The 26,795-nt window shown below is 48.4% G+C and carries 23 protein-coding genes and 1 pseudogene; 10 read left to right on the forward strand and 14 right to left on the reverse strand.

From position 1 onward, the window contains the following. Window positions 1-276: 276 nt before the first annotated feature. A complete protein-coding gene (locus tag FVR03_RS18400; protein ID WP_147923240.1) occupies window positions 277-780 on the reverse strand; it encodes a hypothetical protein in 504 nt (167 codons plus the stop codon). Window positions 781-1,025: 245 nt separating this feature from the next. Continuing rightward, window positions 1,026-2,009 (reverse strand): radical SAM protein, encoded by a 984-nt coding sequence (locus tag FVR03_RS18405; protein WP_147923241.1) that lies wholly within the window; start codon window positions 2,007-2,009, stop codon window positions 1,026-1,028. Between the two features lie 90 nt (window positions 2,010-2,099). Between FVR03_RS18405 and FVR03_RS18410 the strand changes: the two genes are divergently transcribed. Both FVR03_RS18410 and FVR03_RS18415 read left to right on the forward strand, forming a co-directional pair. Then, window positions 2,100-2,495 (forward strand): RidA family protein, encoded by a 396-nt coding sequence (locus FVR03_RS18410; RefSeq protein WP_147923242.1) that lies wholly within the window; start codon window positions 2,100-2,102, stop codon window positions 2,493-2,495. Between the two features lie 123 nt (window positions 2,496-2,618). After that, window positions 2,619-3,227, forward strand: coding sequence for a porin family protein (locus FVR03_RS18415; protein WP_147923243.1), 609 nt, complete (start codon window positions 2,619-2,621; stop codon window positions 3,225-3,227). A 216-nt stretch (window positions 3,228-3,443) separates the two neighbouring features. On the opposite strand, the gene FVR03_RS18420 is transcribed toward FVR03_RS18415, so the two are convergent. After that, window positions 3,444-4,967 (reverse strand): AbgT family transporter, encoded by a 1,524-nt coding sequence (locus FVR03_RS18420; RefSeq protein ID WP_147923244.1) that lies wholly within the window; start codon window positions 4,965-4,967, stop codon window positions 3,444-3,446. 171 nt (window positions 4,968-5,138) lie between these two features. Between FVR03_RS18420 and FVR03_RS18425 the strand changes: the two genes are divergently transcribed. Further along, a complete protein-coding gene (locus tag FVR03_RS18425; RefSeq protein ID WP_147923245.1) occupies window positions 5,139-6,059 on the forward strand; it encodes a S66 peptidase family protein in 921 nt (306 codons plus the stop codon). Between the two features lie 167 nt (window positions 6,060-6,226). Then, window positions 6,227-6,991 carry a DUF4184 family protein gene (locus FVR03_RS18430; protein WP_147923246.1) on the forward strand — a complete coding sequence of 255 codons (765 nt, stop codon included), beginning with the start codon at window positions 6,227-6,229 and terminating at the stop codon, window positions 6,989-6,991. A 47-nt stretch (window positions 6,992-7,038) separates the two neighbouring features. On the opposite strand, the gene FVR03_RS18435 is transcribed toward FVR03_RS18430, so the two are convergent. Then, entirely contained in the window at window positions 7,039-7,749 is a 711-nt protein-coding gene (locus tag FVR03_RS18435; RefSeq protein ID WP_147923247.1) for an endonuclease III domain-containing protein, read from the reverse strand. Between the two features lie 211 nt (window positions 7,750-7,960). On the opposite strand from FVR03_RS18435, the gene FVR03_RS18440 reads away from it, so the two are divergent. Together FVR03_RS18440 and FVR03_RS18445 are read left to right on the forward strand one after the other, a co-directional pair. Beyond that, the gene (locus tag FVR03_RS18440) at window positions 7,961-8,650 is read left to right on the forward strand and encodes an MBL fold metallo-hydrolase (RefSeq protein WP_147923248.1); all 690 of its coding nucleotides are present in this window, start codon (window positions 7,961-7,963) and stop codon (window positions 8,648-8,650) included. A 146-nt stretch (window positions 8,651-8,796) separates the two neighbouring features. After that, a complete protein-coding gene (locus tag FVR03_RS18445; protein ID WP_255474289.1) occupies window positions 8,797-9,444 on the forward strand; it encodes a DUF2238 domain-containing protein in 648 nt (215 codons plus the stop codon). A 319-nt stretch (window positions 9,445-9,763) separates the two neighbouring features. Here the strand turns inward: FVR03_RS18445 and FVR03_RS18450 are convergent, their stop codons facing one another. From FVR03_RS18450 to FVR03_RS18470, 5 genes are all read right to left on the reverse strand, one after another. Then, window positions 9,764-10,174: a hypothetical protein gene (locus tag FVR03_RS18450; RefSeq protein WP_147923250.1), complete on the reverse strand. Its 411-nt coding sequence runs from the start codon at window positions 10,172-10,174 to the stop codon at window positions 9,764-9,766. Between the two features lie 124 nt (window positions 10,175-10,298). After that, window positions 10,299-10,964 carry a YiaD family glycine zipper/OmpA-like lipoprotein gene (locus FVR03_RS18455; protein WP_147923251.1) on the reverse strand — a complete coding sequence of 222 codons (666 nt, stop codon included), beginning with the start codon at window positions 10,962-10,964 and terminating at the stop codon, window positions 10,299-10,301. A 293-nt stretch (window positions 10,965-11,257) separates the two neighbouring features. Beyond that, window positions 11,258-11,977 (reverse strand): YiaD family glycine zipper/OmpA-like lipoprotein, encoded by a 720-nt coding sequence (locus FVR03_RS18460; protein ID WP_147923260.1) that lies wholly within the window; start codon window positions 11,975-11,977, stop codon window positions 11,258-11,260. Between the two features lie 392 nt (window positions 11,978-12,369). Further along, complete coding sequence (gene accD, locus FVR03_RS18465; protein WP_187270215.1) at window positions 12,370-13,266, reverse strand: acetyl-CoA carboxylase, carboxyltransferase subunit beta; 897 nt, start codon at window positions 13,264-13,266, stop codon at window positions 12,370-12,372. A gap of 307 nt (window positions 13,267-13,573) precedes the next feature. Beyond that, a complete protein-coding gene (locus tag FVR03_RS18470) occupies window positions 13,574-14,632 on the reverse strand; it encodes a class I fructose-bisphosphate aldolase (protein WP_147923253.1) in 1,059 nt (352 codons plus the stop codon). 319 nt (window positions 14,633-14,951) lie between these two features. On the opposite strand from FVR03_RS18470, the gene FVR03_RS18475 reads away from it, so the two are divergent. Next, on the forward strand, window positions 14,952-15,605 hold the full coding sequence (locus FVR03_RS18475) for a flagellar hook-length control protein FliK (RefSeq protein ID WP_147923254.1): 654 nt from the start codon (window positions 14,952-14,954) through the stop codon (window positions 15,603-15,605). A gap of 284 nt (window positions 15,606-15,889) precedes the next feature. Here the strand turns inward: FVR03_RS18475 and FVR03_RS18480 are convergent, their stop codons facing one another. From FVR03_RS18480 to FVR03_RS18490, 3 genes are all read right to left on the reverse strand, one after another. After that, entirely contained in the window at window positions 15,890-16,900 is a 1,011-nt protein-coding gene (locus FVR03_RS18480; protein ID WP_187270214.1) for a M28 family peptidase, read from the reverse strand. Next, complete coding sequence (gene cysS / locus FVR03_RS18485; protein WP_147923255.1) at window positions 16,890-18,383, reverse strand: cysteine--tRNA ligase; 1,494 nt, start codon at window positions 18,381-18,383, stop codon at window positions 16,890-16,892. Before cysS ends, FVR03_RS18480 begins: the two co-directional genes overlap by 11 nt. Window positions 18,384-18,766: 383 nt before the next feature. Beyond that, window positions 18,767-19,891 (reverse strand): endonuclease/exonuclease/phosphatase family protein, encoded by a 1,125-nt coding sequence (locus tag FVR03_RS18490; RefSeq protein ID WP_147923262.1) that lies wholly within the window; start codon window positions 19,889-19,891, stop codon window positions 18,767-18,769. A gap of 354 nt (window positions 19,892-20,245) precedes the next feature. Here FVR03_RS18490 and rimP point away from each other — a divergent pair, with 354 nt between their 5' ends. From rimP to infB, 3 genes are all read left to right on the forward strand, one after another. Beyond that, window positions 20,246-20,689 (forward strand): ribosome maturation factor RimP, encoded by a 444-nt coding sequence (gene rimP, locus FVR03_RS18495; protein ID WP_147923256.1) that lies wholly within the window; start codon window positions 20,246-20,248, stop codon window positions 20,687-20,689. 7 nt (window positions 20,690-20,696) lie between these two features. Then, entirely contained in the window at window positions 20,697-21,950 is a 1,254-nt protein-coding gene (gene nusA / locus FVR03_RS18500; RefSeq protein ID WP_147923257.1) for a transcription termination factor NusA, read from the forward strand. A gap of 121 nt (window positions 21,951-22,071) precedes the next feature. Then, window positions 22,072-25,287, forward strand: coding sequence for a translation initiation factor IF-2 (gene infB / locus FVR03_RS18505; RefSeq protein ID WP_147923258.1), 3,216 nt, complete (start codon window positions 22,072-22,074; stop codon window positions 25,285-25,287). Between the two features lie 123 nt (window positions 25,288-25,410). Here infB and FVR03_RS18510 read toward each other — a convergent pair whose 3' ends face one another. Continuing rightward, complete coding sequence (locus FVR03_RS18510) at window positions 25,411-25,740, reverse strand: hypothetical protein (protein WP_147923259.1); 330 nt, start codon at window positions 25,738-25,740, stop codon at window positions 25,411-25,413. A 580-nt stretch (window positions 25,741-26,320) separates the two neighbouring features. Continuing rightward, window positions 26,321-26,795: pseudogene (locus tag FVR03_RS18515) on the reverse strand (DUF3078 domain-containing protein); the annotation flags it as partial.

A 26,795-nucleotide genomic window follows, 5' to 3' on the forward strand; every position in this document is an offset into this window, starting at 1 on the left:
TAGCGAGGCCCCGTTCTCGGGCATCGCGCTGCTGCATCTTTCCTGCCAGGGGTGCAGGGGCCCCTTTTAGGCTCGCTCTCGCTCAGGCTGCCTGCGGCACCGGAAACCTGCAAAGGCGCTCAACCCAAGAACTGGGAATTTGTGATCTTAGTTGAGAATAAAGCGCAAGCGACTGTCTGGAGTTGCTCTGGGAATAATATTTCTTTGCTGGCCGCATTAATGCGTAACATCAGTAAATAACACAAATGATTTTTTGTAAGGCGGAGGGCTACGGTGCTATTTAGTTAAAACGAAATACCGGGGGCCGGTGCCGTCCCAAACGAGTTGGCTGTTGTGCCAGATCTTAGAAACCACCACCGAAGCGCTCTGATGGTGGAGCTGTTTTAACTGGCAAACGAGCGTATCGGCGGGTTCAGACTCTTTTAATTGCAGGTAGGTGGTGCTGCGGCCTTGCTGGTCTATGTGCTCGCTTGGGAACAACCGTAGAGTGTAGTGGCTGGACCGGTAGATTAAAAATCCGTTCTGGTAATCCAGGTTGCTATTCATTACCTGCACAGGCCGCCCCTGCTGCAGGTAAGATACTTTTATAGCAGCTTGCCCAATAGCATTTGGTAATGCAGGGTCCAGCAAGTCTTCTCCTGCAGCACTTACTATGCTTATTTCCACCGCCGTGTCTCGTACAAAGTCTTCCGGATCGTCTTGGCTACAGCTAAGCAACACACCAGCACTCACAAAAAACAACAACAGGGTAAGCGGTGTCAGGAGTGCGTGTAGCTTCATAAAAGGCATGGCTGTAGCGTTAAAATAGTTTAGTATTCAGATTTTTAAAAGATAAACCTAAACTATTCTAATAAAAACTGCCCTCCAAAGGTTTTTGGGTATTTTAGAGACCAGCCCTCCTCAGGTAGTTGTAATAAACAACAGATCACTTTTACCTACTTCATGTCAACAATTAGCTACAAACAACCAAATTATTCTAATGAAAACAGCCTCCGGAAGCATTTCAGGCTTTTGGGAGCTAAGGATTACAAGCCAACCAACCGTTTCCAGGTGCCTTTGTAGAGATTGTATTTGAGGGTGCTGGGCAGCGCCTTCCAGAAGTATTTGTTTACTTCCACGGCAAAACTGGGCTGCATGTAGCAGTTTATGGTGCAGCCCTGGCAGGCGGGCAGTCTCCCTTCCAGCTGCTTCAGGGCGTTTACTTCTTTGGAGTGGTAGAGGCTGTAGAGGTTGCTGTTTATCGGGAAGCCTTTGGTACCCAGATGGTAGCAAGGCAGCACCAGTTCGTTTTCGGGCGAGATAACGAGTGTGGTAGTGGCCGCTTTGCAGACAGGTTTGTTTGTGTGGTTGCCGCCATCGCGCCGGAGTTCTATAAAGCCTTCGTTCAGGTACACGCCTTTGCGCTTTCCAAAACCTGAGAGGTAGCGCAATTCTGCCTCCGTAAGCTGCTCGCCTGCCGCCACGCCATTGTACTCAAAAGCCGGGTTTAAAATCAGCATGAGTTTGTTGGGTTGCGTTATCTGCTGGTACACCTCCTCCAGTTGCGACAGGTTATGCTTAAAAACCGTGAAAATAATGTCGGGCCGCTCCCCCAGTTGCCTTGCCACCTGAATAGATTCCATCACGAAATCGAAGCAGGCGACGCCGCGGCCGGAATCGTGCTCGGTTTTAGAGGAGGAGTCGAGAGAGAAATGCAGCATATCGACCAGGCCTTTGAGCCGGTGCGCCAGCTTGGGGTACAGCAGTCCGTTGGTGGTGAGAGTAGTGATAAAGCCCATCTCGTGCGCCATCCGCAGAAATACGTCTATCTCGCGGTGCAGCAGCGGTTCGCCTCCGGTAAAGTCGATAACCTCTACGCCCAGCCGCTTCAGGTCCTGCAGGTTTTTTTGCACATCTCCTACTTTTATGTAGGGCGATGGTTTTTCCCATATATCACAAAACGAGCACCTGGCGTTACACCGGTAGGTAACGTAATAGTTGCAGAGCACGGGCTTTGAGGTGAGGCGCATAGGCCATAAAAGTAAGTAAAATATACGAAGTTTGCACAGCAGCTACTTTTGCGGCTGCAGGCAAATTTTATTCAGATACAGAAGCTAAACATGAAGAATTCAGCCAGACAGAATATTTTATCCGGCACCCCCTGGGAAGACCTGGTGGGTTACAGCAGAGCCGTGCGTATAGGCAATGTGGTAGAAGTGGCCGGTACCACTGCAACAAACGGAGAGCAGATCATTGGCCTGAATGACCCGTATGAGCAGACACGATTCATTTTGCACAAAATAGAGAAAGCCCTGCAACAGGCTGGTGCTTCGCTACAAGACGTTATCCGGACAAGAATGTATGTTACCGACATCACGCAGCAATGGCAGGAAGTAGGCAGAGCACACAGTGAGTTTTTCCGCGATATTAAACCTGCAGCTTCAATGGTAGAGATAAAAGCGCTGATAGACCCCAGGCTGCTGGTAGAGATAGAGGCGACTGCGGTTATTAGCTAAATTGCACATTTACTATATAGTGAGTTTAGCAGCTAACCGCCAAAAAAACAGAATCTACGTACAACTTGGTATCATTGGCTCGTTATGCATTACATCGGGCTTTTAAAAACCATAACCACAACTATGAAAAAGATATTATTATCAGTTTTAGTCGGACTGGCTTTTGTAACCGCAAATGCCCAGGCTCAATCTTCGCCTTTTACACTTGGTATTAAAGGCGGTGTAAGTTCCACCAAAGTTATGTTTAACGATGTGCAGGGCACCTCAGAATACCGGAACCCTGAAAATATTACCGGTTACCACGCAGGGGCTTTCGCCAGGCTTCAGATTGCAGGTTTTTTTGTGCAGCCGGAGGCTTTACTGGCTTCTTCGGGAGGCAAAATTCAGGTATTCGATAACCAGGTGACCACCCCTACCGGCAGCACACAAGAGTTCAGGTTTACCCGCCTTGATGTGCCGATTATGGTTGGCTACAATCTTTTCAATTTCCTGCGAGTGCAGGCTGGTCCGGTAGCTTCTATTATGATGAGCGCCAAACAGGAAGGCAAAACCATAGACGACTACATGAACGAATCTGACTGGGGTATTCAGGGTGGTGTCGGTATTGATATATCGCGGCTCACGCTGGACCTACGCTACGAAACCATTAAACGGCAATACACCGAATCGTTGAACCGCTACGATATGCGCAACCAGCAGTTCATTGTGAGTGTGGGCTATAAGCTACTGTAACAGCACGGCTTCTTTTATAATAGCAGCAAGGGCAGCCCCGGTAAACGGGGCTGCCCTTGCTGCTATTATACTTAGTGCTGAATTATTTAAATGAAAACGGCCTTCAGAAGCTTTTTTGTTTAAAAGGCTCCAAGGGTAATCACAACGTTCACTTATGTAACCTTGGGCATGCTTGGATAAATTAAGCAGTTTTTAAATAATAATTCTGAACATGTATCACGGCATATACATCTCTGCCCCTGGACCTACCGGTAAGCCAACTAATATCCATATAATGAGCAGGATGGTCCAACCGATGAAGAACACCACCGAGTAAGGCAGCATGGTGGAGATAACCGTGCCGATACCAGCGTTCTTATCGTAGCGCTGAATAAAGGCTACGATCAGGGCAAAGTACGACATCATAGGCGATATAATGTTAGTCACACTGTCGCCAATACGGTAAGCTGCCTGTGTAAATTCGGGCGTGTAGCCCAGCAGCATAAACATCGGGATAAAAACCGGAGCCATAATAGCCCATTTGGCAGAGGCGCTTCCCATTACCAGGTTTATAGTGGCAGCCACGAGTATAAACATTACCATAAGCGGAATATCGCTCAACCCCATCGTCTTCAGCACATCGGCTCCGTTAATGGCCAGAATCAGGCCGAGGTTTGTCCAGTTGAAATAGGCAACGAACTGGGCCGCAAAGAACACCAGCACGATATAGGAACCCAGCGTTTCCATCGATTTGGACATGCCGCGCATTACGTCGCTATCGTTGCGGATGGTTTTGGCTCCAATGCCATAGGCAACACCCACTATGGCCGCAATTAAAAAGATAAACGCCACAATGCCCGACATAAACGGAGAATGTAGAATTTCGCCGGTTTCGGGGTCGCGGAGGTAACCATTCTCTGGCAGCAGCCCACCAAGTATGAAGGCAGTTAGTAGCAAAAAAGCAATGGTAGCATACAGCAGCCCCCGCTTCTCCTGTGCGTTGAGCCGCTCTATCCGCTCCGGCTTTTCATCGCCTTTATATTCGCCGAGCCTCGGTATAACCACACGCTCTGTTACCCAGGTACCCAGCCCTGCTATAATAAAAGTAGAGACAAACATGAAATAATAATTGGCCGCCGGGTTTACCATGTACTCGGGGTCTATGATTCTGGCAGCCTCCGTAGAGAGCCCGGCCAGCAACGGATCCACGGTACCCAGCAGCAGGTTGGCACTATACCCGCCAGACACGCCTGCAAAAGCAGCAGCCAGACCCGCCAACGGATGACGACCTGCCGCCAGAAAGATAACAGCAGCCAGCGGCACCAGTAGCACATAACCCACCTCACTGGCCGTGTTAGACATGACACCGGCAAACACGATCACGAAGGTGAGCAGCCGCTTGGGCGAAGACAGTACCACCAGCCGCAGCACCGCCCCGATAAAGCCCGTACCCTCTGCAATGCCAATACCCAGCAACGACACCAGTACAGTGCCAAGTGGAGCAAAAGCCGTAAAGTTAGTGACCATGCGCGTCAGGATCATGTGAAGGCCATCGCGGGAGAGCAGGTTTACGGGCGTTATGGTTTCGCCTGTACCCGGGTGTACCACTGCCAGGTCGAACAAGCTGGCCAACCACGAGAGTAGCACCACCAACAAGGCGAAACCCGCAAACAAGGTGGCAGGGTGCGGAAGGGCATTCCCGATACGCTCTATCACCGACAAAAACCTATCGACCCAAGACTTCTTCTTTAATTCTGGCATATTTTAGCTACAAACAAGTGGCACAAGATAAAAAACAGGGCAACTGAGGCCTTAGCGTGCAAAACTTACCCTTTTAAAAAGCAAAGCTGCCGAATTTGCTCAAAAAAAAGCTGTTCAGCAAATTTTGCTTAAAAAGCTCTAACTTCGTTTTCTGTAAAAAAAACACTGCGCATGATTCCACCTCTTCGCCCGGGCGACAAAATTGCCATTGTAGCCACAGCCCGAAAAATAAGCCTGCCCGAAATCGAAGCTGCCATGCAGGCGTTTAGAAGTTGGGGGCTGGAGGTAGTGATCGGCAATACAATTGGGGCCAGCTACAACCAGTTTGCAGGAGACGATGCCCTGCGGCTGCAGGACCTGCAACAAATGCTCGATGACCCAAGCATAAAAGCCATCGTGTGCGCACGCGGGGGCTATGGCACCACCCGCATTATAGATCAGGTAGATTTTACACCGCTTCAGCAGGAGCCAAAGTGGCTGGTAGGCTTCAGCGATGTAACTACGCTGCACTGCCACCTGCACACGCTCGGCCTGGAATCGGTGCACGCCATTATGCCTGTTTTGTTTTCGAGAGAAGGCACAGCGCAAGCTATTGAAACGCTCCGAAAGGTGCTCTTTGGCGAGCCTGTTACTTACCAGGCGGCACCGCATGCTTTTAACCGCACCGGCACTGCGCAGGGGCAGTTGGTCGGCGGCAACCTATCTATGCTGCACAACCTCTCCGGCACCCGCTCCGATATCGACACGCGCGGCAAAATACTATTTCTGGAAGACCTGGACGAGTACCTCTACCACCTCGATCGTATGCTGGTGCACCTCGACCGCACTGGCAAGCTCAGCCACCTTGCTGGCCTGGTCGTAGGCCACATGAGCGACATGCACGACAACCCCATTCCATTCGGAAAAGATGCTTACGAGATAATTGCAGAGCACACCGGAAAATACAACTACCCGATCTGCTACGGTTTCCCGGTTGGCCACGAACCCGATAATCTGGCGCTTATTTGCGGGCGAAAAGCCAAACTACAGGTACTGCCGGAGGGGGTTGTACTTGCATACGCACCGGCTTCTGCCTCATTTTTATCCTACTGAGTACCCTTGGATCATTTTAGCCTGAAATGGCTTCTGAAGGCTGTTTTCATTCTAACAATTGTTAGCAAACACCTAATTATCAAAATACTACCGGCAACCATTCTGCGTTAACCAAAGTATAACTCCGGTATTTGACCTAAGGGCCTTTGCCCCGAAACTACTATTACATGCCCTTTACCTTTTCGCACCCCGCCATTGTTTTACCAGTACATGCTGTTTTTAGCCGCTGGACCTCCCTTACCGGTTTAGCTGTAGGCAGTATGGCCCCGGACTTTGAGAAATTCATCAGAATGGCGGCGCACGACCCTTATAGCCACACCTGGCGCAGCATTTTTTACTTTAACCTGCCAATGGGCCTGCTACTGGCTTTTTTATTTCATGTGGTGGTGCGCAATGCCTTAATCGATAACCTGCCCGGCTTTTTGCGCAAGCGCCTGCACCGTTACAAATCCTTTAACTGGGTTGGCTATTTTAAACGGAATTATGGTATTGTGCTTGTTTCGATTGTACTGGGCGCTGCCTCTCATATTTTCTGGGATAGTTTTACGCACAAAGAAGGCCGTGCCGTAGGTTGGTTCCCGGTTCTGCTGGATAGCTTTGTTTACGACGGCTATCGTTATACGTACTTTTTTGTTTTGCAGCTCCTGAGCTCGCTCGTAGGGCTTATGGCTATTATGTATGCCATTTTAAAGCTGCCGAAAAAACCTGTTGCTCCCACTCCGCTCTTAGATGCTGTAACATATTGGCTTATTGTTTTTACAGTAACCACCCTCGTGGTGCTCCTGAAATTTATATTAGGCGAACACTCCAGATGGGACCTGGTGTTTATTTACATTGCAGGCGGACTTGTCGGTCTTATTGCAACACCGCTGCTCCTATCCAGAACGTTTAGCAACTATATATCCTTCGGAAGGGCAAAATCATTAGAATGATTCTGTAACAGGTTAAACCAGCGGCCTCCAGGCTCTGGGCCCGCCAGTTAGCCTGGCGTTGTGTCGATACCTTTGGCGCGCACATCCTGATAGTAATTGCAGATGGGCCGCAGCACGCATTCTTCGCATTTGGGAGTGTACCAGGTGCAAACGCGCTGCCCGTGCCAGAAAAGGTGCTTATGAAAGTTAAATAGTTCTACGGCATCCTTGGGCAGCATGTCGAGCAGCAGCTTGTGTGCTTTGTCGGCGGTTACTTTGGCTCCTATTAGCCCCACCCGCTGGCTCACCCTGAACACGTGCGTATCTACGGGTAGCACCGGCTTCTTAAAATTGAACAGCAGCAGCAGCGTAGCAGTTTTCAGCCCAACCCCCGGCAGTTTGGTGAGCCAGGCCATGGCCTCCTCTACAGGCAACTCAGCCAGAAAATCGATGTTGATCTCGCCGCGCTCTTCTTTAATTATACGAAGCGTTTGCTGTATCTGCGGTGCCTTCTGCAGAGGGTATCGGGTAGTAGAAACGGCATCGGCTAAGGCTTCTTCGGGTGCCAGCAGCACACCCTCCCAGTCGCCGAACCGCTCCAGCATAGTGTTGTAGGCTTTTACCTCATCGGCGTGGGTCGTGCGGTGCGAGAGCATCGTCGATACCAGTTCGTGCATAGGCGTTCGGCGGCTCTGCAGCTCCAGTTTTTTATAGGTGTTGTTCAGCAACGCGTGTGTTTGCAGCGTTTTTTCCTGTATCGGTAACAGATGCGCATCCATAGGCTATTAAATGTATCCATTTTACGTAGTAGAAAAATTACCGTTAGTTGCTTTTGACCAAGCAAAAAATCACTTTCACCATAAAAAAATCGTAAACACGAAAGAAGCTCGCTGAAACAGCAATTCTGCTAAAACAAATAGTAACAAATAACGCTATACAAGGTATAAATACGGATTAACCCCAACATCAAAAGGCTTTAGAATACTATATATGCAGATTAAATTTTTAGGCACTGGCGGTGCTTTTGATGTGGATTACCTCAACTCTGCCGCCCTCCTTGAGCTCAAGGAAAAGACTTTTCTGATAGACTGTGGCTACACTGTTTACCCCACACTGGTTAAGAAAAACCTGATTAACAAGGTAGAATATATATTATTAACGCATCTGCATAACGACCACTGCGGCAGCCTGGCCAGCCTGCTGCTGCACAAAAGCATTATCGAGAAAACAGATCGTCCGGTTTTGCTATACACCTCAGAGCAGTTCCGGATGCAGATCTACGATTTTCTGGAGATACAGCTCAAAGACCCAGATAAGTATGTGGAGTTCGTGCCGCTGGAGCAGTTCGAAGCCATCAGGTGCATCGATACGTTTGGGCAGCATGTAGAGAACTTTCAGACTTATGCTTATATTTTTGAAGATGACTACCGTGTTGTGTACTCCGGTGACTTAGGCAAACCCGATAGCCTGTTCGAAAAACTGGAGAAGTTGCCCCACATGCCGACCTGCATTTTTCATGATGTTACCTTCGATGCCGAGAACACAGGCCACACCTACTATAAAAAGCTGCTGCCCTATCTGAACGGGTACGATATGTTCGGCTACCACTGCGACCCTACCAAAACGCCGGAAGATTGCCCTGTGCGCCTGGTATTTTACCAAAAGGAACTTATGGCCTAGAAAAGTAGGCGCACGTAAAACAGGTTTATTTTAGCTGTAATATATGGCTGCGGGTGTATCTATTTTAAGGAAACAGGTGTATGAATTAACCAATACCCACAAACCTGCTTTTCCTGAAACTGATTATGCCATCAGCAGCATATTACATGAAAGTACCTTTTACCCGGAAGCCGCTTCATTTTTGCTACGCCCTTATTTCTGGGGCGTTTTGGTTATATACCGGCTTTACGACACCAGACCTTACCAACTGGCTCCTGGAGAATACCCTCACGCTTTCGATGGTGATTTGCCTGGTGGCGTTTTACAACATTCTGCGTTTTTCTGATACAGCTTACACACTCATTTTTCTGTTTTTGCTCCTACATGTGTATGGCAGCCAGTACCAGTACGCCGAAAACCCCTTTGGCGAATGGCTGAAGAACGAGCTAAACCTGGCCCGCAACCACTATGATCGCTTTGTGCACCTGGGCTTTGGCTTACTGCTGGCTTACCCCATGCACGAGGTGCTGGCTTTCGGTTTTCGGGTAAGGCCACCTTACAGCTATATTTTACCTGTGGAGATTACACTCTCGCTGAGCGCCTTGTATGAGCTGGTGGAATGGATGGTGGCCGACCTGGTATTTAAAGGAGATGAGCAGGCCATGGCCTATTTGGGTACTCAAGGAGATGTTTGGGATGCTCAGAAAGATATGGGCCTGGCTGTACTGGGCGCTGCCGTTGCCATGGCTGTTACGTACCTGTTGCACCAACGTAAGCAAAAAGCTATCCGCCAAAATAAGAATCAGACATCCTGATGGTGCTACATCCTCGCCCACAATTCTTATTCCACAGCGTTGAAACTCCTCCGCAAGCACTCAACTGTATTATGTAGCTTTGAAGCACTACTCATGCTGCACAAAGGATTAACCAGGTAGTTTATCGCCAAATTATTCAAATAAAAACAGCCTTCAGAAGGTTTCTCATCAGAATTTTGCCAAGGGTTTTGCTGCATATTTTAGTTGCAGGCACTCGGCAAGCCAGTAGTGCAGAGCGTTAACCCTTGAAGCAAATCTGCATAAAACACCTTCGGAAGGCTAAAATCATTAGAAAAATTTATGTGAAACAGGTTTAGCGTTAGTTCTTCTTTTCCCACTTCCGGGTTTCTGACTCTGTTTTTATTTTGCCTTTTTCATCATCGAGTTTTGCTTTTCCTTCGGCAGTCTCTACTTTCAGCTCGCTGCCTTCCATTTTTATTTTCACGAAATCGTCTTCGTAGTTTACTTCTTCAAATTGGCTGTAGTAGGTTTCGCGGCTTTCCATATGCTTCACGAACTCGGCCAGGCTCATGGTGCGTGCCAGCTGAGCATCTGCCTGCAAGGCCTCCTGCACGGTGGCAGGTCTTCGCTCCTCCACCCGCGCCTCTACTGGCTCTGCGGCTGTTTCTAACTGCACTTCATCTCTGTTATTCGTGGTGGTGCGCTCGCAGGCGCTAAAGGTTAAGGCAGTAGTTATTCCTAAAAAAATTATGTAAAAATGGTGCTTCATATCAAAATTCTAAAATAAGTTATATTGGGCTTACGCGCCTATGCTCCGATTGTTGGAGCTGGCATAAAAAAACCAGCCGGTCTACTGACCGGCTGGTAAAATCGAACTAAACTTTCTTTGGTGCTTATAAGTCGCCTCTTTCTGCGGCTTTCTTCATTTTTTCGTTTGCGTAAATGGCGATCTCTACGCGGCGGTTCTGCTGACGACCTGTTTCGGTGCTATTGTCGCCAACCGGCTGGTCGAAGGCATAGCCCTGAGAGGACATGCGGCCACGAGAAACGCCCTGGTTAGACAGGTAACTTGCCACCGACTCTGCCCGCTGCTCCGAAAGGCGCTGGTTTAAGTCGCGGCCACCGGTGTTGTCGGTGTGGCCTTCTATCAGAATATTCGTGTCTTCGTACTTTTTAAGAGTTTGCGCTAACTGCGTAATCTCCGACTGCGCCGCCGACTGCAACTGCGCTGAGTTCGTGGCAAACAAGATACCGGAGTTAAACGTGATCTTAATACCTTCACCTACACGCTCTACCCGGGCATTTTCGAGGTCGCGCTGTAGTTCCTGGGCCTGCTTATCCATGTGGCGGCCAATTACAGCACCAGTGGCACCACCTACTGCCGCGCCTATAATGGCACCGGCTGCCGTGTTGCCTGCTCTGTTGCCAATAACACCGCCTATTACACCACCGGCACCTGCGCCTATAGCGCCGCCCCGGGTGGTTCTGCTGGTATTACATGACGAAAACAACATGCCTAAAACGGCAAAAAGGGTAACATAAATTTTAATATTTCTCATAGTCGTTTTTGGTCTAAGTTTATCTGAAATCAAGAACCTGAGCTTAATACTCTTTTTTAACTAAAATGTTGGCTTTCTTTTCTCAGCTTTGTTCTGTACTATTTAAACGCCGCGAAATCTGTTAAAAAAGCCAGCCATTTTTAAGCTTCAATATCTGATTAATTGTATACTGTAACGACCAAAAACCTAATCAGGTTGTAATACAGCCTGATTTTGAGCCGGTTTGGCAAAAACAAAAGCGCCTGTCAGGTTCCCCGACAGGCGCTTTCACTGTTGTTCCTAGAAGCTAGGTTTTATTTAATTTCGCCTTTTTCGGCAGCGTTTTTAAGCTCTTCGTTTGCTACGATAATAATTTCTACACGGCGGTTTTTCTGACGTCCGTCTACTGTAGTATTATCGGCAATAGGCTGGTCGAAGGCATAACCTTTTGCCTGCAGGCGGTTACCTTCTACACCGGTAGTGCGAGCATAGTTAAGAACTGCCTGCGCACGACGCTCCGACAAGCCCTGGTTCAGCTCACGCGATCCGGTGTTGTCGGTGTGGCCTTCGATAATAACATTGGTACCAGGGTAGCTTTTCAGGGTTTGCGCCAGCTTGTCGATGTCTTTTTTAGCATTTGCGCTAAGCTCGGCAGAGTTAACGGCAAACAAAATACCAGAGTCGAAGTTAACACGGATGGCTTCGCCTACACGCTCTATGGTGGCGTTCTCCATGCTCTTTTCGAGTTCTTGGGCCTGCTTGTCCATTCGGCGACCAATTACAGCACCCGTGGCACCACCTACAGCGGCACCTACAATGGCACCTGCAGCTGTGTTACCCAACCGGTTACCAATTACACCACCAATTACGGCACCACCACCGGCACCTATTATACCACCTTTGGTAGTTTTATTCATGCCTTGCTTTTCAGCATCGGTATCGTTTTGAGTACCCGTTGTAGTAGATGTTGAGGTACCTGCACCCGTGCTACCGCTGCTCACTGGCCGCGAAGACTGACAAGATGCGAACAGCATAGAAGCTGCCATAAAAGATGCTAATGTTAATTTCAGAGTTTTCATTTTTGTAAAAAGTTTGTAAGAACTTTAATTATAAAGAATAGTTGGTTAGTATGGGCTATGTGGCAGTTTGCCAGCATATGAGTGCGTCTGCAATACTAATGCCAATCTCCGGAATAACTGTTTATTTCTATTCCTTGGTACACCATTTTACTTGAGGCACACCTAAAAAGTTGGCTTTTACCTTACCGCATCTTCTGCACAATGTATTCCTGCCGCCCCTGAACAAGAGGCAAAACGTCGTTTAACCTGCCTGGAGGCAGCTATTGCAGCAGCCGATAAAGTTTATGTAAATAAGTTATGCTGGTTCAGAAAACTGGTAGTAAATGCAGCTAAAGATTATTTAATAGTTAGGCTTTAGCAGCTTTGCGTTCTTTCTGAACAACAGGTTCTTCGGCAACTTCGGGTTTCAGCATCGAGAGCAGGTCGCTTAGCTTTTGCTTCAGCTGCTTTCTGTCTACAATAAAATCGAGGAAGCCGTGGTCTAACACAAACTCAGCGCTTTGGAAGTCTTTTGGAAGGTCTTTACCGATCGTTTCTTTAATTACACGCGGGCCGGCAAACCCAATAAGAGCGCCTGGTTCGGCAATGTTAAAGTCGCCCAGCATGGCAAACGAGGCGGTTACGCCACCTGTGGTCGGGTCGGTGAGCAGAGAGATATAAGGTATTTTTTCTTCGGAGAGCAATGCCAGTTTGGCAGAGGTCTTGGCCATTTGCATAAGCGAGTAGCCAGCCTCCATCATACGGGCACCTCCCGATTTGGAGATCATCAGGAAAGGCAATCGGTTTTTGCGGGCAAAATCTATGGCTCTGGCAATTTTCTCACCTACCACCGAGCCCATGGAGCCACCTATGTAGGCAAAATCCATACAGGCTATAACAAGCCCCTGGCCGTTTATTTTACCGTGCGCAGACCGAACAGCATCTTTTAATCCTATTTTCTTTTGTGTGGCCTTGGTTCTTTCGGGGTAAGGCTTGGAGTCTATAAACGACAGCGGGTCCGAAGAGGTCATGTTGGCATCCAGCTCCTCGAACTGGTTATCGTCGAACAAAACGGCAAAGTACTCTGCAGAGCCAATACGCTCATGAAAATTACATTTAACACAGACATTGAGGTTACGGCGGTGCTCTGCCATGCTCGTTACTGTTTTACAGCAGGAACATTTGTACCACAAACCATCTGGTGTCTCCTTTTTTTCTTCTGTAGGGGTAATAATTCCTTTTTCTACTCTTTTAAACCAAGGCATCATACTTTGACTGGGTGCTACCGCACATTTAAGGATTTATGTGTGTTATTTTCGTTACTATGCTGTATTACAGGCTATCCGAACTGCACTTAACTGAACATGCTATGCTCCTAAACAGGTTTTATAAAAGGCCGGGCACAAAATTAGTTAATATTCGGGAGTTCTACTAGAGCTTCTTGTATGTTTAAATTCAGTTTACAAAAGCCAGGCATCCTGGGCTTGTTGTTCCACGTAGTTTGGCAAAGCACCTGTTACAGCTACTGGCTTCTACACAGAGCAGATGCGACAGAAGATAAAAACGCCAGGATCAGGCAATGGTAATGTCTTTCGAGAGGTACACATCCTGCACCGCATGCAGCAGCTCCACACCTTTTTTAAATTCACGCTGAAAGGCTCTTCGCCCTAAAATAAGCCCCATGCCGCCTGCCCGTTTGTTTATAACAGCCGTACGCACCGCCTCCTGCAGGTCGGTTTCGCCCTCTGAGCCTCCTCCTGAATTTATAAGGCCGGCCCGCCCCATGTAGCAGTTGGCCACCTGGTAGCGGGTCAGGTCTATGGGGTTGTCGGTGGCCAGCTCGGTGTACATACGTTTGTCCGACTTAGAGAAGTTGATGGCTGTAAACCCGCCGTTTAGCTCCGGAAGCTTTTGCTTGATGATATCGGCATGAATGGTTACGCCCAAATGGTTTGCCTGCCCGGTTAGATCGGCTGCGGTGTGGTAGTCGGTGTCGCCTTGCTTAAAGGCATTGTTGCGAGTGTAGCACCACAAAATAGTTGCCATACCGAGCTCATGCGCCCGCTCAAAAGCAGCTGCGACCTCTACCAGTTGCCGATTAGACTCTTCGGAACCAAAATAAACGGTTGCTCCCACGGCTGCGGCACCCAGGTTCCAGGCTTCGTTTACAGAGCCGAACATAATCTGGTTGTATTTGGTGGGGTAAGTCAGGAGCTCGTTGTGGTTTATTTTTACAATGAATGGAATTTTATGCGCATACTTTCGCGCCAGAAAACCAAGTCCGCCAAAAGTAGTAGCCACTGCGTTACAGCCTCCTTCAAGCGCCAGCTTTATTATATTCTCCGGGTCGAAATAAAGCGGGTTCGGTGCAAACGAAGCTCCAGCCGTATGCTCAATGCCCTGGTCTACGGGCAAAACAGAAAGGTAACCGGAGCCTGCAAGGCGGCCATGGCTGTAGAGTTGCTGCAAGTTGCGCAGCACCTGCGGGTTCCTGTCGGACTGCATAAAGATACGGTCTACAAAGTCCGGGCCTGGCAGGTGTAACAGCTCGCTCGAAAAGGTATGGCACTCATGCAGCAGCAGCTCCTCCGCCTCCTGGCCAAGTAACGCTACAAGGTTTTCGTAGTTCATAATGCCTGGGTTAAGATGATGAACAAAAATAGTTGTGCCTGCTTGCCTTTGAAAATCCAAAAGCCATTCTTCAAAAAAAACCTGTAAGAAGCTGAGGCCGAAGCAAAAGCACATCCTATCTCTTACTGGCTTGGCCTGCCAAAGGTTATTGATAGTCAGCTGGCTAACGCACGCAGCAACAGGCCATTCCTTTATTTATAACATTACGTTTATGGTTGCCATTGCAGCTTTGGGGAGCGGCCAGCATGTTGCTTATGGCATCAAATTTGGCGCATCTGCGTTATTCTTATTCTATACTACTCATTAAAACAGACGATTTATGAAACTATATGCCATTAAAAATAGCGTTAAAACCCTCTGGCTTTTGTGTGCAGGCATGGTCTTGTTTAGCTGCAGCCCCTCTACCGAGATAACCGGCACCTGGAAGAGTCCTGAAGCCACTACACAGAACTACAACAAAATTATAGTGGCAGCCCTTACAGATAGTCCGCAGGCACGCCAGATTGTGGAAGACCAGCTGCAGGCGGAGCTGCAGAAGCGCGGCATTACAGTAACTAAAAGTATTGATGTGTTTCCGCCGGCCATGATGCGGGAGAGTGGCTCCACCGGCGATATGCTGCTCCAGAAAATTAAAGGCGATGGGCACGATGCTATTTTAACGGCTGCCGTGGTAGACGAAACAACAGAGAACCGCTACGTGCCGGGCAACCCGTACGCTCCCATGAACCGCTTTGGCTGGTACGGCACCTTCAGGGGCTACTACTCGCACTGGCACCCCATGCTCTACGACCCGGGCTATTACCGCGAAGACAAAGTGTATTTCCTGGAAACTAACCTCTACGATGCCGACACCGAAGGTTTACTCTGGTCAGCCCAGTCGAGAAGCTACAACCCATCATCTCTCAACCGTTTTGCCGGCAAATTTGCGGAGCTCACCGTAAGCAGAATGCAGACAGAAAATTTGATTCCGTAAGATACTAAATGTTAAGACCTTATTCTTCTATTGAATGTAATAAGTAAATAATCAGGCCCTGAAAAAACTGCGCTTTTAAAATGGCGATGTTATTTCCAGGGCCTGATTATTCTAATGAAAACAGCCTTCCGAAGGGGAAACTGCTAAAAAGGGTCAAGGGTCATTCGTATTTTGCTACAACTGCTTCGGCAAACCACAAATAACCCTTGAGGCTACAATGACAGAAAATGCTTTGGAAGGCTGATTTCATGCGAATAATTGCTTTTCAGCAGTGCCTTTATTTTTTACTCGTTATAAACGACATGCAGCACCGTTTGCCCTACAGCTTTCAGGGTGTTTTTGTTGATGATGTCCATGTTGTCGGTGTGGCGGTGGTGGTAGGGGCCGAAGTAATCGTTTGAGTTGGCCACGTTGTATTCTATAATGTCGATCATCGGGATTTTGGCCCAGGCATTTACATAAGAATGATCGTCTACAATAGAAGGTGCATTTTTGTAGATAAAGTAGTCGGAGTAACCAATAGAGTTAGCCGCTTTCCAGACTTTAGCCACTACGTTTTTAGCATACTGCATGGAGGTGCCTTCGCGGGCGAACCTGGCATTTTCGGCTCCTACCATGTCGAGCAGAATACCGTACTTGGCCCTGTAGTTTGGCACATGCGGGTTGCGGCTCCAGTACTGCGCACCCAAACACCAGGTATCGTTCTGGTACGGCAGGTCGCTATCGTCTGGCTGGCCGTAATCTTCGCCATCGAACAAGATAATGTCTACACCTACTTTCGGTTTCGCTTCGGCTGAACCCAGAATGCGGGCTATCTCCAGCAGCACACCTACACCGCTGCCTCCGTCATTAGCGCCATCTATGGGCTTTTTGGGGTCTGTATCGTCTTTATCGGCGAAGGGGCGAGTGTCCCAGTGGGCGGCCAGCAGCACCCGGTTAGCAGCCTGAGGCTGAAAGGAGGCCACTATGTTGCGCAGGTTCAGCATTTTGCCGTCAAAAGCCTTCATCTGGAAGCTCTGTACCTTTACCTCCGCCCCAAAGCTCTTGAGCGTGTTTATCAGGTAATCGCCTGTTTTGTAATGTTCGGCTGTGTTGGGCACACGCGGCCCGAAGGCTACCTGGCGCTCTATAAACTGGTAAGCCGAGTCTGCCTTAAAATCAGGTGCCTGTACGGCCGGTTTGGCTTCTTCGGTTGCTTCAGCCTGCCGTGCTTCCTGCCTGCTGCCGGAGTCGCAGCCAGAGATGGTGAGTAAGCTAAAAAGCAGTAGTGCCAGCCAATTCATGTTATTCTTCATAAGCCCAGTCGATACCTGTTTTCAGGTCCTTAATTACGATGCCTTGCTTTTTAAGCTCTGCGCGTATGGCATCTACTTTATCGTATGCTTTTGTTTCTTTCGCTTCTTTGTAAAAGCCCAGTACCAGGTTGAGCATGTTTTCTATGTCGCCGGTCGGTTCTTCCTTCAGCCCCAGCACATTCTGTACCAGTTCGCGGTACGTGTTCCGGATGGTGTCGTAAGTATCTCTGTTTAAAGCCCCTAAAGCCAACTGACCTACATACAGGCTGTTGATCTTTTTGAGCAGGTTAAAAAGCGAGGCAATGGTGCGGGCCGTGTTCAGGTCGTCGTCCAGGCCGCGGTAGCAATCCTGCGCCAGTTTAAGCAGCTCCTCGTTCAGTTTTTCGTCTGGTGTGGTGGAGGCTTCTTCGGGGTACTGCAGCTTGTCGAGCACGCGCAGGCCGTTCATGAGCTTCATGTAACCTTTGCGGGCTGCCTGCAGCGCCTCGTTACTAAAGTCGAGGGTGCTGCGGTAGTGGGCCTGCAGTATAAAAAACCGGATGGTCATGGGCGAGTACTTGTCGGTCAGCAGCTCGTGGTTACCTTCAAACAGCTCCCGCAGGTTAATAAAATTGCCCAACGATTTGCCCATCTTCTGCCCGTTAACGGTAATCATGTTGTTATGCACCCAGTAGCGGGCGGCATCGGTGTGGTTGTGGCTAGCCTGGCTCTGGGCAATTTCGCATTCGTGGTGCGGGAACATCAGGTCGAGGCCACCTCCGTGTATATCGAAGGTAGTGCCCAGGTACTTGCGGCTCATGGCAGAGCACTCCAGGTGCCAGCCCGGGAACCCATCGCTCCACGGCGATGGCCAGCGCATGATGTGCGTAGGCGAAGCTTTTTTCCAAAGGGCAAAGTCGAGCGGCGAGCGCTTTTCCTCCTGCCCCTCCAGGGTGCGGCTGTTGCCAAGCAGGTCTTCTATTACGCGGCCCGAAAGCTTACCATATTTATACTCTTTGTGATAGGCAGGCACATCGAAGTACACCGAACCGTTCACAACATACGCCAGCCCATTGTCGAGTATCTCCTGAATCATTTCGATTTGCTCTATAATGTGGCCAGAGGCGCGCGGTTCTATATCAGGAGAAAGCATGTTGAGCAGGGCCATGTCCTGGTGGTAAATGTTGGTGTAGTGCTGTACCACCTCCATCGGCTCCAGTTGCTCCAGCAGCGCTTTTTTCTGGATCTTGTCTTCGCCTTCGTCGGCATCGTTTACCAGGTGGCCCACATCGGTTATGTTGCGCACATAGCGTACTTTATAGTTAAGGTGCTTTAGGTAACGGTACAGCGTATCGAAGGTGACGGCGCTGCGGGCATGCCCCAGGTGCGGCTCGCCGTAAACAGTAGGGCCGCACACGTACATGCCCACAAAAGGAGCGTGCAGCGGTTCGAAAACTTCTTTTTTGCGCGTAAGCGTATTGTATAAACTTAGTTTCTGTTGCATGGTTCTGCCTCACCGCAGCTCATATTATTTTATAGGCGCTGCCGGTTTGTGTTTATGTATCAAGATCAGCCTTACAGGCTTTTCGGGATCAAAATTATAAATTATGCGATCTAACTCCTAACGGTCGGTTTTCTTTGCCTGGTTCTTATAAAACAGATTTCTCTTAGACAAATTATTCTAATGAAAAAGGCCTCCAAAAGTATTTTGCATGTTATTGAGTCAAGGGTCAAGAATAATTTTCATTCACTCATTATCTCAATCACTCATTCAAAATTTCTCCTTCACCATCTTCAAATTTTCACATCTCCAAATCAACAATTTAAACCATTTAACCATTAAGCCATCTAGCCATCAAACCATTTAGCATCAACAATCGGCCATTATCAATCACGTTTCTCCAGCACGTATTTTGCCGAGATCGGGAGATGATCGGAAAGTCCCATTTCGGGGTACGTTCTGAAGTCGTAGGCACGGAGGCCGTTGCTGTAAAACTGGTTATCGATGCGCAGGAACGGGATGGGGCCATTGTAGGTGGCTCCCACGCCCACACCGGCCTCCTCAAAAGCGTTCGACAGTTCTTTAGAAAGCACCTGGTAGGTATAGCTAAACGGAATATCGTTAAAATCGCCGCATACAATAACCGGGTAAGGCGACTGGCTAATGTGGTCGAGCAGCAGCTCTACCTGGTGCCCGCGTGCTATAAAGCCACGGCGCAGCCGCCTTGCCAGGTTTCGCCCCTCCTGCTTCATTTTGTCCTGGTTCCCGATAGAGGAATAGGTATTCTCTATATCCTGCGCCTTGATGTTCATCGACTGCAGGTGCGCTGAATACACCCGCACGGTATCTCCCTGTATGTTAAGATCGGCAAAAATGGCGCGGTTATGCTTTGTTTCGCCAAACTCAATCACGCCTTTATTAAAAATAGGATATTTGGAAAAGATAGCGATACCGATCTCCCCTTTGTTCCAGTCTTTGTGCGCTACCGAAAAATGCCTGAACTTATCGTAACGCTGCCCTATCCTGCTAACAGTGTTATACACCGTGGAGCCTTTGGTATTGTTGTTATAGAACTCCTGCAGGCAGTACACATCGGCCGGGTGCGTGGCCACCCATTCTATCATCTCAGCAGATGCTTCCAGTTCGCTGCCATCGCGGTCGTCGTAGGCATTAAACACGTGCACATTAAAACTAAGAACTTCCAGTTCCTTTGCCTCCAGGGGCTCCTCCTTCCGGAAGTTCAATGCCAGGAAACGACTGTGGTACTGCCAGCCCAGCACCATAACCGACAGCGGCAGCAGGATGAGCCAGGAGCGCCGAAGCAACCAATAAATAAAAAACACGAAATTCAGAACAAGCGCACCGGGCAGCGAAAAAGAGATAAAGCCAGCCTCCCAATACTCATACGGAGGCACCTGCAGGCAATACACCCCCACAAGCAGCCACAGCACCACCCCCACATTAAGGATGAACCAAATCTTTCGCCGTATTCTCTTAAATGCACCAGACATAATAGCAAACATACAAATTATGCCTTATGTAAATAAGCATAGCTTATAATTATCTTTGCGGCATGGCCGCTCCACAGCCTCAAACACCAAGTATAACAGATCGAACTTTCTATTGGCTACAGGTGTTATCTTCTACGGCCACACCTGTAGCCATACCCGATCCCGGGCCATAGCATCCTCAAAAAACAGCTTAAGATTATATTACAAGCACCAGCTAACGACTGCGTGTTGTATATATAATGTTTTTATCGTAAATTTGTGGCATTATATTCCAGGGAGATGAGGGGACACAGAGTCCCCTTCTTTATTTCTTATAGGTTAACTATGGCAATAACGGCACAGATAATAAAAACAATGGCACAGGACAGCCTGCCCGAGAGCGACTTGTTCCTGGTAGATGTAACTGTGTCTGATTCTCCGGCACGCCCCAAAATTATGGTGCTGGCCGATGGTGAGCAGGGAATAACTATCGACCAGTGCGCTACCATCAGCCGCCGCATCAACAAAAAAATAGAGGAGGCTTTTGGAGAAGAAATAAGCTACGTACTGGAAGTTAGCTCACCGGGTGTCGATTTCCCGCTGACGCAGCCAAAGCAGTACCAGCGAAACGTGGGCCGCAACCTGAAGGTAAAACTGCAGGACGGCACCGAAAAAACCGGTAAGCTCGATGAGGTAACAGAAAGCGGCATCGGCATAACAGAAGAAATAAAACAAAAAGGCAAGAAGGCTACGTATGTGCCTGTGCAAATACCCTTCGGGGACATTGTGAAAGCAAATGTTGTAATATCATTTAAATAAAAGAATAATGAACAGTTCAGTCCTGATCGAGTCGTTCGCTGAATTTGCGAAATTCAAGAACATAGACCGCCCGACCATGATGCGCATCCTCGAAGATGTATTCCGCACCATGATCCGTAAAAAATGGGGCACCGACGAGAACTTTGACATCATCCTGAACGTGGAGAAGGGTGACCTCGAGATCTGGCGTAACCGCGAAATCGTAGACGACAACTCTGAGGACATCTGGGAAACTGACAAGATCAGCCTTTCGGAAGCTCGCAAAATTGAGCCCGACTTTGAAGTAGGAGAAGAAGTATCGGAAGAAATACAGCTCGAAGACTTTGGTCGCCGTGCCGTGTTAACTGCCCGCCAAACCCTGATCCAGCGCATCAAAGACATGGAGAAAGAGTTCCTGTTCCAGAAATACAAAGATCAGGTTGGCGAAATTATTTCGGGTGAGGTGTACCAGGTATGGAACCGCGAGGTGCTGATACTTGACCAGGAAGAAAACGAACTGCTTATACCGAAGGCCGAGCAGATACCAAAAGACCGCTACCGCAAAGGCGACGTGGTGCGTGCCGTAGTGCAGCGTGTGGAGATCGTGAATGGTAACCCGAAAATTATTCTTTCGCGCACCTCTCCTTCTTTCTTAGAGCGTTTGTTCGAGAACGAAGTACCGGAGATTTTTGATGGCCTGATCGCTATTAAGAAAATAGTACGTGAACCAGGTGAGCGCGCCAAAGTAGCCGTAGAATCGTTTGATGACCGCATAGACCCGGTAGGAGCCTGTGTGGGTATGAAAGGATCGCGCATACACAGCATTGTACGCGAACTGGAGAACGAGAACATCGATGTAATTAATTACACCGATAATCTGGAGCTTTACATACAACGTGCACTGAGCCCGGCCAAGATCAGCAGCATGAAGATAGACGAAGAAAACGGACGTGTTTCGGTATTCCTGAAGCCGGACCAGGTTTCATTGGCTATCGGTAAAGGCGGCCAGAACATTAAACTTGCCAGCAAGCTTGTTGATATGGAGATAGACGTGTTCAGGGAGTCAGAAACTTACGAAGAAGACATTAACCTGGACGAGTTCTCTGATGAGATTGAAGGCTGGGTGATAGACGAGTTCAGACGCATTGGCCTCGATACAGCCAAGAGCGTGCTTGCCGTTACCAAAGAAGACCTGCTACGCAGAACAGAGCTGGAAGAAGAAACAATTGACGATGTGCTCGCCATACTTCGTGAAGAGTTTGAAGCAGAAGACAATCAATAGCTTGCGAGTTTTGCTCCGTTAGCTTAATTTTGGAAAAGATTATGTAAGGGAGCAAAGCCTTTCCTAACAAAAAGGCATAGTACCATTATTATCAGAATTAAAAGACAGCATAGAAGAACACATGGCAGAAGACAAAATAAGGAGGCTTAAACAGGTTGCAACTACTTTAAATATTGGTACAACTACCATTACAGATTATCTCTCTGCTAAAGGTTTTGCTGTGGAAAATAAACCCACTACCAAAATCACGGCAGAACAGTTCAATATGCTGGCTAAAGAATTTGCTTCCTCCATGCAAGATAAAGCAGTGGCAGAAGAGCTTAATATCGGCAAAAAGCCTCAAAGCAACCAGGTTGTCGGTACCGAGCATCAGGAAACAAAGAGACCAAGTGAGCCTGAACAGGAGATATTCATTAAAAGTGTGCATCAGCCAAAGCCAGAGCCGGCACCTGCACCAGTAGCAGCAGCGCCTAAGCCAGCCCCGGCACCCGAGCCAGCACCAGAAGCTCCTAAAAAAGAGGAGACAGAAAGCCCGCGTTTACCTGGCTTTAAAGTACTGGGTAAAATTGAGCTGGATGCCAAAGGAAGACCAATACCTAAAAAACCTGAGGCCCCGGCAGCTCCTTTGGCTCCAGAGCCTAAAGCTGCGCCTGCACCACAAGAACCTGTTGCAGAAACACCCGCAGTTACGCCACAACAGCCTGTAGCTCCCCAGGCTCCTGAAGAAAAACCAGCCCCGCCGGTAGAGGAAAAAGCACAACCAAGTGCCCCTGCACCGGCTACCATTGCGCCTACGGCACCAGAACAACCAAAAGAAGAACCCGCCAGACCAGCCACGCCAGCCCCAGAAAAGCCAGCGGAGCCAGCTCCGGCACCAGTAGCAGAACAGGCCACCCCTGCTGCTCCCGCAGAACCTCAGGTTCAGCAGGAGCCACAGCAGCCCGCTTCTCCTGCTGACGAAAACGCAAAAACACCAATAGAAACGATCACAGCCAAAGCAGACCAGTTAAAAGGTCTGACGGTACTAGGCAAAATAGAATTGCCAGACAGCTCCCGTAGAAAGGGCACCAAGCCAGTTGCGTCGTCTGACGACAAAAAGAACGGCAACAAAAAGAAAAAGCGCAAGCGCATTATGGTTTCCGGCGAGGCCGGGCAGCCGGGGCAACCTGGTCAGCAAAGCCAGCCTGGCCAGCCACGACCAGCACAGCAGGGCAACCAGCCAGGAGGCCCGGGCGGACAGCCACGACCAGCAGGTGCAGGCTACCAAGGCAACCGACCGGCAGGCGGTGGAGGTTACCAGGGTAACAGGCCAGCAGGTGGCGGAGGTTACCAGGGCAACCGACCGGCAGGTGCAGGCTACCAGGGCAACAGGCCAGCAGGTGGTGGTCAGGGTCGTCCAGCCCCTGCCAGAGCCGACAAAGCCGAGGTTACCGATAAGGAAATTCAGGAGCAGATTAAAGCTACCCTCGCTAAACTGAGCGGCGGCAAAAGCGGAGGCGGTAACCGTGCCAAGTACCGACGCGAAAAACGTTCTGCCATTGCCGACTCTATGGAGGAACGCAGAATGCAGGAGCAGGCAGAGTCTAAAACTCTGCGTGTAACTGAGTTCGTATCGGCAAACGACCTGGCAGCGCTCATGAACGTAACCGTGAACGATGTGATTAAGGTGTGTATGCAGCTGGGTATGTTCGTTTCTATAAACCAACGCCTCGATGCAGAAGCTATTACCATTATAGCGGACGAGTTCGGGTATGGCATTGAATTTATTACAAGCGAAGACGAACAGGCTTTAGACACGGTAGAAGAAGAAGATGAAGCTATACTGGAAGAACGGGCTCCAATCGTTACGATCATGGGCCACGTTGACCACGGTAAGACCTCACTTCTCGATTATATAAGAAATGCCAACGTAACTGCTGGCGAAGCAGGTGGTATTACGCAGCACATTGGCGCTTACAAAGTAAAAACCGAAAGTGGCCGTAATGTTACCTTCCTCGATACACCTGGTCACGAAGCCTTTACGGCGATGCGTGCCCGTGGTGCCAAAGTAACCGACGTTGTTATTATTGTGGTAGCAGCCGACGACTCCGTGATGCCTCAAACAAAAGAGGCGATTAACCACGCACAGGCAGCTGGCTCACCCATTATTATTGCCCTGAACAAAATAGATAAACCAGGTGCCAACCCAGACAAAGTTCGTGAAGAACTTGCTCAGCTGAACATACTGGTAGAAGAATGGGGCGGTAAGTACCAGGCGCAGGAAGTATCGGCTAAAACAGGTGCCGGTATTCCGGACCTGCTTGAGAAGGTATTGCTGGAGGCTGAACTCCTTGAGCTGAAAGCAAACCCAGATCGCAAAGCAGTAGGTACTGTTATAGAGGCATCTCTTGATAAAGGCCGTGGTTATGTAGCTACTATGCTCGTACAAACAGGTACCCTGAAAATAGGTGACATTGTGTTGGCAGGCTCACACTACGGTAGAGTAAAGGCTATGACTGATCATCGTGGCAAGAAAATGAAGGAAGCAGGCCCATCTACACCAGTGCAGTTACTCGGTCTGGATGGAGCACCACAAGCCGGCGACAAATTCCTGGTAATGGAATCTGAGCGTGAAGCACGTGAAATTGCCTCTTCCAGAGCACAGGTACAGCGTGAGCAGAACTTGCGTACCCGTAAGCACATTACTCTCGACGAGATTGGCCGTCGTTTAGCAATCGGTTCGTTTAAAGAGCTGAATGTAATTGTAAAAGGCGACGTGGATGGTTCAGTAGAAGCACTTTCTGACTCCTTGCTAAGACTCTCTACCAGCGAGGTGCAGGTAAACATTATCAGCAAAGGTGTAGGTGCCATATCAGAGTCTGATATTCTGCTGGCCTCTGCCTCCGATGCCATCATTATTGGTTTCCAGGTACGTCCGTCGCAAAACGCGCGTAAACTGGCCGAGCAGGAGCAGATCGATGTTCGCCTGTACTCTATTATCTACGATGCCATTAACGAGGTGAAAGATGCCATGGAAGGTATGCTTGCACCAACTGTTAAAGAAGAAATTGTTGGTAATGCAGAAGTACGTGATGTATTTAAGATTACGAAAGTGGGTACTATTGCCGGTTGTATGATAACTGATGGTAGCATACACCGTAACGCCAAGGTTCGCCTGGTACGTGATGGTATAGTGGTAATGGATGGCGAAATACTGGCCCTGAAACGCTTTAAAGACGATGTGTCTGAAGTGCGCCAAGGTTACGAGTGCGGTATCAGCCTGAAAAACTACAACGAAATCGAGATCGGCGATATAATAGAAGCGTACGAACAGAAAGAAGTTAAACGTACACTCTAAGCTTCTGACATACATAATCAGGAATAGAAAAGCCCCGCTGTAGCTGTACAGCGGGGCTTTTCTTTATGAGATACATGCAGTAGGAACCGGAGCTCTTAACAGCACTACTTACTGCAGTTCCGGTTAATCTCTTCTTCTGGCCAACTGCTTTTTCTGGCGCTTATACTGCTTCAGCATCTGCTTTTCTTTCTTTTCGTATTCCTGCAGTTTCTTATCGTTATAGCGCATTATTTTAAAATTCTTCCTTTTGCCAGTTTCATAGGTATTGTGGCGCTTATCCAGATCAGCTTCGCGGGCACCAACAGCATCTGCAGTAGCCCCACGAGTGGCAGCTTTAGGTGTTCCCCAAAACTCATCTTTACCCGTAGAATTCTGTGGCCCCTGTGCCTGCACGCCAGTAGCGCAGAAAAGCAGCCCCAGGCAAAAAAATAAAAGCAAGGCGTTTTTCTTCATAAGTATGTTTTTATAGTTGAGGTGTATACTTTTTAAATGAGGTATTAATCAGATAAAGCATTGGTAAAACTTTACTCTAAACAGGGATTTATGTTTTAAAAGTTCAGGAAAGAACAAAGCAAGTTTAGTACCGAAAATTCAAAACCAAGGTATTAGTACGCACAGCTTTACAAACTCCTGAAAATATGCTACCTGTATTTAGGTAGTACAGGAAACAAATCAAAAGCTACAAAATTTTATGCTTGTAATAAACTAATTGTCAAAATAATTTATAAACACGAACAGGGGCCCATCTGCCTGCTTTTTGAATTATTCTAATGAAATTGCCCTTCCAACGTTTTTTGAGGACACAGGACACAAGGCTTTTTATTAGTTAAAAGTAAAGATTTAAATTTATGAGTTGAGGATTTCACTTACTGGTTCATCTTCAAATTCCTAAATCTTCACATCTCCAAATTAACACTATAACCATTTAGCAATCAATAACTAACAATCAGCAATTATTTGAATAAAAACAGCCTCCAGAAGGATTTCAGGCAAATTTGTGTCAAGGGTCCGTCAGGAAATTGATGGAGTACGGTTATTCGAACTTATAGGAAAAACCGATGCCTAAGGTCTCCTTAACCTGTAACCGCGGACCTTTGCCGTCTATTTTCCCATCGCCGTCTCTGTCTACGTTTATCATTATATCGTCGTCGTATACAAGATGGCAGAAAAGGCTTGCCGAAATAAATTTGTTTACTTTAAAGTCGATCAGGTTTTCCCAGTTTACATCAACGTTCTGAGGGTTACGCAGGTAGTTACTGAACAAGTCTAGCCGGGAGCGTAAACTGATGTTCTCGAAAATCTTATCGGAGTAGCGCACGTTCACAAAACCACCGACTTCGCTCCTGAACCGTTCTCCGGTACCTGGCAACAATTGGCCGGCCTCGTTGCGCCATGCCGGCCGAACACCAAAGTAACCTAAGTCTGCCAGTTTCTGGCTCATTACAATGGTAAACTTACCAGTTAACGTCGATACAAAAACCGAAAGCCTGGGGCTTGGCTTGTAATCC

This window comes from Pontibacter qinzhouensis, assembly GCF_008017455.1.
Taxonomy (GTDB): Bacteria; Bacteroidota; Bacteroidia; order Cytophagales; family Hymenobacteraceae; genus Pontibacter; species Pontibacter qinzhouensis.

Bases quoted from the DNA above. Each gene is read 5' to 3' on its own strand.
- FVR03_RS18405 (WP_147923241.1), bottom strand. From the start codon at position 2,009: ATGCGCCTCACCTCAAAGCCCGTGCTCTGCAACTATTACGTTACCTAC.
- FVR03_RS18510 (WP_147923259.1), bottom strand. From the start codon at position 25,740: ATGAAGAAAAACGCCTTGCTTTTATTTTTTTGCCTGGGGCTGCTTTTC.
- FVR03_RS18470 (WP_147923253.1), bottom strand. From the start codon at position 14,632: ATGAACTACGAAAACCTTGTAGCGTTACTTGGCCAGGAGGCGGAGGAG.
- accD (WP_187270215.1), bottom strand. From the start codon at position 13,266: ATGCCTTGGTTTAAAAGAGTAGAAAAAGGAATTATTACCCCTACAGAA.
- FVR03_RS18445 (WP_255474289.1), top strand. From the start codon at position 8,797: ATGAAAGTACCTTTTACCCGGAAGCCGCTTCATTTTTGCTACGCCCTT.
- FVR03_RS18475 (WP_147923254.1), top strand. From the start codon at position 14,952: ATGAAACTATATGCCATTAAAAATAGCGTTAAAACCCTCTGGCTTTTG.
- nusA (WP_147923257.1), top strand. From the start codon at position 20,697: ATGAACAGTTCAGTCCTGATCGAGTCGTTCGCTGAATTTGCGAAATTC.
- FVR03_RS18480 (WP_187270214.1), bottom strand. From the start codon at position 16,900: ATGAAGAATAACATGAATTGGCTGGCACTACTGCTTTTTAGCTTACTC.
- FVR03_RS18410 (WP_147923242.1), top strand. From the start codon at position 2,100: ATGAAGAATTCAGCCAGACAGAATATTTTATCCGGCACCCCCTGGGAA.
- FVR03_RS18420 (WP_147923244.1), bottom strand. From the start codon at position 4,967: ATGCCAGAATTAAAGAAGAAGTCTTGGGTCGATAGGTTTTTGTCGGTG.
- cysS (WP_147923255.1), bottom strand. From the start codon at position 18,383: ATGCAACAGAAACTAAGTTTATACAATACGCTTACGCGCAAAAAAGAA.
- FVR03_RS18460 (WP_147923260.1), bottom strand. From the start codon at position 11,977: ATGCTGTTCGCATCTTGTCAGTCTTCGCGGCCAGTGAGCAGCGGTAGC.
- infB (WP_147923258.1), top strand. From the start codon at position 22,072: ATGGCAGAAGACAAAATAAGGAGGCTTAAACAGGTTGCAACTACTTTA.
- FVR03_RS18450 (WP_147923250.1), bottom strand. From the start codon at position 10,174: ATGAAGCACCATTTTTACATAATTTTTTTAGGAATAACTACTGCCTTA.
- FVR03_RS18435 (WP_147923247.1), bottom strand. From the start codon at position 7,749: ATGGATGCGCATCTGTTACCGATACAGGAAAAAACGCTGCAAACACAC.
- FVR03_RS18430 (WP_147923246.1), top strand. From the start codon at position 6,227: ATGCCCTTTACCTTTTCGCACCCCGCCATTGTTTTACCAGTACATGCT.
- rimP (WP_147923256.1), top strand. From the start codon at position 20,246: ATGGCACAGGACAGCCTGCCCGAGAGCGACTTGTTCCTGGTAGATGTA.
- FVR03_RS18440 (WP_147923248.1), top strand. From the start codon at position 7,961: ATGCAGATTAAATTTTTAGGCACTGGCGGTGCTTTTGATGTGGATTAC.
- FVR03_RS18425 (WP_147923245.1), top strand. From the start codon at position 5,139: ATGATTCCACCTCTTCGCCCGGGCGACAAAATTGCCATTGTAGCCACA.
- FVR03_RS18415 (WP_147923243.1), top strand. From the start codon at position 2,619: ATGAAAAAGATATTATTATCAGTTTTAGTCGGACTGGCTTTTGTAACC.
- FVR03_RS18400 (WP_147923240.1), bottom strand. From the start codon at position 780: ATGAAGCTACACGCACTCCTGACACCGCTTACCCTGTTGTTGTTTTTT.
- FVR03_RS18490 (WP_147923262.1), bottom strand. From the start codon at position 19,891: ATGTCTGGTGCATTTAAGAGAATACGGCGAAAGATTTGGTTCATCCTT.
- FVR03_RS18455 (WP_147923251.1), bottom strand. From the start codon at position 10,964: ATGAGAAATATTAAAATTTATGTTACCCTTTTTGCCGTTTTAGGCATG.